This is a genomic window from Mesorhizobium sp. CA15 (genome assembly GCF_020165215.1).
GTDB lineage: Bacteria > Pseudomonadota > Alphaproteobacteria > Rhizobiales > Rhizobiaceae > Mesorhizobium.
On record NZ_JAIUHQ010000005.1, the window covers coordinates 322,304 to 329,055 of the forward strand.

Genomic DNA, 6,752 nt, shown 5'->3' on the forward strand with positions numbered 1-6,752 from the left:
CTATTGCTGCACATAGTTGGCGGCGTTGTGCTTCTTCATCACATCGTCGAAGCGGCGGGCGAAAGCATCGTCGGCAAGCTTCTTGCGGCGCTGGATGTCGGCTGAAGCCACCATGTTCTTCTCATGCATCTCGAGCAGGTCGCCAATGTGCTTCTGCGAGGCGGCGCCGATGCCGGCCATCGTCTCCTCGGCCGTGTTGTCGACCTGGCTGCCCAGCGTGTTGATCTTGTGGGCGACGTCCTGCTGGGCGGCGGTCTTGAGCGAATCTTCCAGCGCCTTGTAGAGGACGATGCGCTGCTCGGTGTCGATGGTCAGCTTGTTGATCAGCGTCGACTGCGCGGCAATCTGGTTGTTGAGTGAATCGACGAAGGTCTGGAACATCGAGGTGTAGCGCTCCAGCGTCTGGCTTTCGGCCAGCAGCTCCTGCTCCTTGGCCTGCTTTTCATTGTATTCGGTCGCCATTTTGGAGCGCTCGCCCTCAAGCTCGGTGCGCTCCTTCTGGGTCGTGGAGGCGGCGATCTTGTTTTCGATGTCGAGCAGCATCGGGTTCAATTCCTCGATGCGCTTCTGCACCGCTTCAAGGTTGGTCATCGTCATCTTGCGGCGCTCGATAACCTGCGAAAGGCTGGCCTCGGAGGTCTTGTAGCGCTGGTCGAGGACCTGCTTCTGCGCCTTCAGGATGCCGACGATGGTGTCCGACTTGGCCAGCAGCTCCTGCAGATTGCCGGCAAGCGACATGTTGCGGACGCGGTCGGTGCGCATGCGCTGCTTTCGCTGCGCCGAAAAGACACCGACGAAGTTTTCCCAGCCGGTGTAGTTCTTCATGCTTTCGAACTCGGCGCCGAAGACATTGGTTGCGTCCTCGAGCCCGATGATCAGGTCGGCAATATTGCCTTCCATGACCTTCTGCTGCTTGAGCACGTCCTCGATACGGGCGTTCTCGATGTCGAAATTGGCGTCGCCGATCTTCTTGTCGGCCTGAGCAAGCGTGTCGAGCACGGTGCCGGACTGCTCGATCTTGCTGCGCATGTCCTGCACGACCTGCTTGGTCTTGGCAATTTCGGCATCGAAATTCTGCAATGTCGCCATTGGGGCCTCCCGCTTCGGCATCCGTTTCCGTGTCGTGGCGGCGAATATATGTGGGGCTTCAAGGGATTGAAAGAAGGAAGACAAAGGGAAGCGTCAAAACAAAAGAATTGGTTAGGTCCTTGAAAGGCAAGGCAAGCATGCGCATGGCGCATAGTAACGCGCACCATCATCGAACAGCTTTTGCTGACATGCCTTAAGGTCTTGTTTTTGCGAACGGCCATGAAACAGCGCCGGCAAATATCTTGCGGCGGCGATGCCGGTTTCGCCGGCGCCGGTCAGGGCTTGAAGCGGTTTTCGGACGACCTCCGGCTCTAGAGCGGTTCAGCGTTTCACGGAATCGCCGAACCGCTTTAACTCTTTGTTTTTACACAATTCCGGACGGAAAACGCTATGCACTTTTCCTGGAATTGCTCTATGCAGGCTTTCGGCTCAGCGGTTGACAAAGCCGATGAAGTCGTCGGGCGCGGCCCGGCCCATCTCCTCTTCCCAATGCCTTCGGCAGAGCGAGACATAGACGTCCTTGCCGATCGCCACCTGCTCGCCCTGCTTCGCCACCTTGCCGTCGGGCCCCAGGCGCACCACCATCGTCGCCTTACGGCCGCAACGGCAGATGGTGCGGACCTCGCGCAGGTCGTCGGCGATGGCGAGCAGAGCGCGCGAGCCGGAGAACAGATTACCCTGGAAGTCGGTGCGCAGGCCGTAGCACATGACCGGAATGCCTAGACGGTCGGCGATGCGGGCGAGCTGCCAGACCTGCTCTTCCTCAAGGAACTGCGCCTCGTCGACGAAGATGCAATGCACAGGGCCATGCCGATGGTGCTCGGCGACCGTGGCATAGAGGTCGTCGCCGTCGCGGAAAATCTCTGCCTCGGATTCGAGACCGATGCGCGACGAGATCAGCCCGGTGTCGCCCTTACGATAGTGGCCGGCGACGAACAGCATCGTCGACATGCCGCGTTCGCGATAATTGTAAGACGCTTGCAAAAGCATCGTCGTCTTGCCGGCGTTCATCGTCGCGTAGTGGAAGTAAAGCTTGGCCATGTCGCTCTTTTGGGTGTGTCGGGATTCAGGCGAGGCCGGCCCGACCTGAATCTCGACACACCCTAAGCCGACTTGCCGCGGCTCGGGGAGAGGGCACCGGCTCCGTCCACCAAAAACTCGATGTCGTTCAAAAAGCTGTCATGTCGCTTAATGGCCAGCGCGCGCCGTTCGTCGCGACGTTGAACCGCTTGAAACAACATCAAAATGGTGTTTGGCTGACGAAACAAGGCGGGCGCAAGAACCGTGACTTCGCTTTGCCTCGGAAATCCAATGGGAGATAAGTTCATGTCGCGTATGAAATCTTTCGTCGCAGGCCTCGGCCTTGCGGCGTTCCTGTCGACAACCGCCGCCAATGCCGGCGATCCGGCGAGCTGCAAGGCCGTGCGGCTGTCGGATGTCGGCTGGACCGACATCCAGGCCACCACGGGCCTCGCCTCGGTGCTGCTCACCGCGCTCGGCTATGAGCCGCAGACGATCCAGCTTTCGGTGCCGGTGACCATGGCCTCGCTGAAGAACAAGGACCTGGACGTCTTCCTCGGCAATTGGATGCCGTCGATGACCAACGACATCAAGGACTACACCAAGGAAGGCTCGATCGAGACGATCAGCACCAACCTGACCGGCGCCGGCTATGGCATCGTCGTGCCGACCTATGTCGCGGATGCCGGTGTCAAGACGCTGACCGATCTCGGCAAGTTCAAGGACAAGTTCAACGGCAAGATTTACGGCATCGAGGCCGGCAATGACGGCAACCGCATCATCCTCGACATGATCAAGAACCCGAAGGACAACCTCGAAGGCTTCGAGCTGGTCGAATCCTCGGAGGCCGGCATGCTGACGCAGGCCGAGCAGTCGATGAAGAACAATGAGTGGATCGCCTTCCTCGGCTGGACGCCGCATCCGGTGATGGGCGCCATGAAGATCACCTATCTCGACGGCATGGGCGACAGCGGCTTCGGCGCCGCCACCGTCTATACCATCGTGCGCAAGGGCTACACCACCGAATGCCCGAACGCCGGGAAGTTCATCGCGAACCTGAAGTTCAATCTCGACATGGAAGGCGAGATGATGGACGCGATCCTCAAGGGTGGCGATCCGCAGACGGTGGCGACCGATTGGCTGAAGAAGCATCCGGACGCGGTGGCGCCCTGGATCGCCGGCGTCACCACCTTTGATGGCGGCGACGCGGCGGCTGCCGTCAAGACCGCGCTCGGGGGCTGATCCGCTTGGGACCGGCATGATTTCCGAAAAAGGGCAGCCCTCGAAGAGGCTGCCCTTTTTCATATGCCTGGAGACGTGAGAGGATAACCGTGCGGCGAGCGCGGCGAAGCCGAGAGGGGAAAGATGGATCCGATTTCTAAATTCCTGACCGACTACAAAATTCCGATCGGGCCATGGGGCAAGGCTTTCTTCGGTTTCCTGACCGACAATTTCGACACCATCTTCCGCGCATTTTCAAACGGTCTGAATTTCATCCTGGACGGAGCAGTGAGCCTCCTGCTCATGGTGCCGCCGGTTTTGTTGGCCCTGGTCATCGCGTTCATCGCCTGGCTCTTACAGCGTTCGCGGCCGCTCGCCATCGGCGTCTTCCTCGGCCTGATCTTCATCATCAACCAGAATCTGTGGAAACAGACGGTGCAGACGCTGGTGCTGGTCGTTGCCGCCGCCGCAATGGCAATGGCGATCGGCGTGCCGCTCGGCATCTGGGCGGCGCACAAGCCGAAGGTCTACCGCGTCATGCTGCCGGTGCTCGACCTGATGCAGACGCTGCCGACCTTTGTCTACCTGATACCGGTGCTCACCCTGTTCGGGCTCGGCAATGCGCCCGGCCTCATCGTCACCATCATCTTCGTCATCCCGACGGCGGTTCGGCTCACCCATCTCGGCGTCGTTTCGGTGCCCAAGGCAATCATCGAAGCGGGCGAGGCGTTCGGCGCCACCAAGCGCCAGCTTCTGTGGAAAGTGGAGCTGCCCTCGGCGCTGCCGACCATCATGGCGGGTCTGACGCAGTCGATCATGCTGTCGCTGTCGATGGTGGTGTTCGCCGCCCTGATCGGCGCCGGCGGCCTCGGCACGGAAATCAACCGGGCGCTCGGCTCGCGCCGCATCGATCTCGGGCTTGAGGCGGGCCTCGCGATCGTCGTGCTCGCCATCGTGCTCGACCGCATGACCCGCATCGGCGTTGGAGGCAAGAAATGACCGTCGCGGTTGATTTCAAGAATGTAGACATCGTCTTCGGCGCCGACCAGGCCGGTTCGCTGGCGCTGATCGATCAGGGCGCAACGCGCGCCGAGATTCTCGAAAAGACCGGGAATGTGCTGGGTTGCGCCGGCGCCAGCCTGACCGTCCATGAGGGCGAGATTTCGGTGTTGATGGGCCTGTCCGGCTCCGGCAAGTCGACGCTGCTGCGGGCCGTCAACCGGCTCAATGTGGTGTCGCGCGGCCAGGTGCTGGTCAAGGACGGCGACCGTGTGGTCGATGTCGTCACCTGCGACGAGGCGACCTTGCGGCGGTTGCGGCAGAAGCAGGTGGCCATGGTGTTCCAGCAGTTCGGCCTGCTGCCATGGCGCACGGTCGAGGAAAATGTCGGCTTCGGCCTCGAGCTTGCCGGCGTGCCGGAGGCGGAACGCAAGGCGCGCGTGCAGAAGCAATTGCAACTGGTCCATCTCGACCAGTGGTCGAAGAAATACGCTCATGAGCTTTCGGGCGGCATGCAGCAGCGCGTCGGTCTCGCCCGGGCTTTCGCCACCGAGGCGCCGATCCTGTTGATGGACGAGCCGTTTTCGGCGCTCGACCCGCTTATCCGCACCAAGCTGCAGGACGAATTGCTGCAGCTCCAGGCCGAGCTGAAGAAGACCATCATCTTCGTCAGCCACGACCTCGAGGAGGCGCTGAAGATCGGCAGCCACATCACGATCATGGAGGGCGGCCGCATCGTGCAGACCGGCGCGCCGGAAGACATCGTCTTGCGCCCTGCCAACGACTATGTCCGCGACTTCATCGCCAATGTGAATCCGCTGTCGGTGCTGACGGCGTGGAACGTGATGCGGGACCGTCGCGACCTGGAGCACGGCGATAACGGCTGGGTGTGGCTCGACCGGCGCAAGACGACACGCTTCAAGATCGACGACCACGGCCTTGTGGCGGCGGCCGAGCGCGACGGCAAGCCGGCGGTGTGGGTGTCCTGCGCCGATGTCGAGCGCCAGCCGGAGGAGGGCGCCCAGGTGTTCTGGGCCAATCCCGGCACGCCGCTGAAGACGGTGATGCTCGCCATGCACCGGTCGCAGACGGCGCCGGTGGCGCTGTTCGATGAAGGCTCGCGCTTCGTCGGCTCGATTGGCATCAGGGACGTGCTGAGTGCTGTGCTGAGGCGGTAGGGTTTCAGCCTTTTTGACGGGCGTGTGCCGCTGGCGGGCACCTCGCGCTTGTTCTAGACTGACCGGCAGCCGAACAACCGGCATCAGGCGAAAGAGGCACGAATGATCTTCCGTCAGCTCTTCGATTCCGTTTCGGGTACCTACTCCTATCTGCTCGCCAGCCGGCGCGGCGGCGAGGCGCTGATCATCGATCCGGTGCTGGAGAAGGTCGAGCGCTATCTGCAGCTGGTCAATGAGCTGGACCTGAGGCTGGTCAAGGCGGTCGACACGCATCTTCATGCCGACCACATCACCGGACTCGGCGCGTTGCGCGACAAGACGCATTGCGTGACCGTCATGGGCGAGCAGACCAAGGCCGACGTGGTGTCGATGCGGCTTGCCGACGGCGACAAGCTCGGCATCGAAGGCCTGGCGCTCGACGTCATCTACACGCCGGGCCACACCGACGATTCCTACAGCTTCATCTTGCCCGACCGGGTCTTCACCGGCGACACGCTGCTCATCCGCGGCACCGGCCGCACCGACTTCCAGAACGGCGATCCGCGCCAGCAATATGAATCGATCTTCGGCCGGCTGCTCAAGCTGCCCGACGAGACGCTGATCTTCCCGGCGCATGACTATAAGGGCGAGACCGTGTCGACGATCGGCGAGGAAAAGGCCTTCAATCCGCGCCTGCAGGTGAAGTCGGTCGACGAGTATGTGAACATCATGAACAATCTCAATCTGTCCAACCCGAAAATGATGGATGTGGCCGTGCCCGCCAACATGCGGGTCGGGCTGCATCAGGACGACATCGCCAGCCGCGGCTGGGCGGTCAGCGCGGAGCAGGCGCTGGCGCTGGTCGGGCGACCCGACGTGGCGCTGATCGACCTGCGCGAGCAAACCGAGCGCGAGCGACACGGGGTCATCCCCGGCGCGATCCATCTGCCCTATGCGCGGCTGCAGGAAAACATCGCCGCCGGCGGCATGTTGCACGAGCTGGCGAAATCGACCAGCAAACAGATCCTGTTCTACTGCGCCTTCGGCGAGCGCTCGGCGATGGCGGTGCAAGCGGCGCAGGATGTCGGGATTACCAGTGCCCGCCATATCCAGGGCGGCATCGACGCCTGGCGGAAAGCCAGCGGCCCGCTGATGCATTAAAGCGCGTCGCACTTCTGGGCGACATGCACTAGAGTCTTTCATGTTTTGACGGAAGCGTATCCGGCGTTTTCGAAGTAGTTCTTGCATTCGGCTGCCTCGATGGTT

The 6,752-nt window shown here is 61.7% G+C and carries 7 protein-coding genes; 4 read left to right on the top strand and 3 right to left on the bottom strand.

All coding sequences use genetic code 11. The annotated features are described in order from the left end of the window. From LB515_RS12540 to LB515_RS12550, 3 genes are all read right to left on the bottom strand, one after another. The gene (locus LB515_RS12540; protein ID WP_224524557.1) at nucleotides 1-1,089 is read right to left on the bottom strand and encodes a hypothetical protein; all 1,089 of its coding nucleotides are present in this window, start codon (nucleotides 1,087-1,089) and stop codon (nucleotides 1-3) included. A gap of 429 nt (nucleotides 1,090-1,518) precedes the next feature. Next, entirely contained in the window at nucleotides 1,519-2,130 is a 612-nt protein-coding gene (locus LB515_RS12545; protein WP_095766475.1) for a thymidine kinase, read from the bottom strand. A 62-nt stretch (nucleotides 2,131-2,192) separates the two neighbouring features. Next, nucleotides 2,193-2,417, bottom strand: a complete 225-nt coding sequence (locus LB515_RS12550; RefSeq protein ID WP_095766476.1) for a hypothetical protein — start codon at nucleotides 2,415-2,417, stop codon at nucleotides 2,193-2,195. Between LB515_RS12550 and LB515_RS12555 the strand changes: the two genes are divergently transcribed. From LB515_RS12555 to LB515_RS12570, 4 genes are all read left to right on the top strand, one after another. After that, nucleotides 2,416-3,351, top strand: a complete 936-nt coding sequence (locus LB515_RS12555) for a choline ABC transporter substrate-binding protein (RefSeq protein ID WP_095766477.1) — start codon at nucleotides 2,416-2,418, stop codon at nucleotides 3,349-3,351. The two genes, LB515_RS12550 and LB515_RS12555, sit on opposite strands and share 2 nt — an antisense overlap. A gap of 123 nt (nucleotides 3,352-3,474) precedes the next feature. Beyond that, nucleotides 3,475-4,329: a choline ABC transporter permease subunit gene (gene choW / locus LB515_RS12560; protein ID WP_095766478.1), complete on the top strand. Its 855-nt coding sequence runs from the start codon at nucleotides 3,475-3,477 to the stop codon at nucleotides 4,327-4,329. After that, nucleotides 4,326-5,507 carry a choline ABC transporter ATP-binding protein gene (gene choV / locus LB515_RS12565; RefSeq protein ID WP_224603713.1) on the top strand — a complete coding sequence of 394 codons (1,182 nt, stop codon included), beginning with the start codon at nucleotides 4,326-4,328 and terminating at the stop codon, nucleotides 5,505-5,507. The genes choW and choV overlap by 4 nt, the downstream gene beginning before the upstream one ends. A gap of 102 nt (nucleotides 5,508-5,609) precedes the next feature. Beyond that, nucleotides 5,610-6,647, top strand: coding sequence for an MBL fold metallo-hydrolase (locus tag LB515_RS12570; RefSeq protein WP_224630928.1), 1,038 nt, complete (start codon nucleotides 5,610-5,612; stop codon nucleotides 6,645-6,647). Nucleotides 6,648-6,752 lie beyond the last annotated feature (105 nt).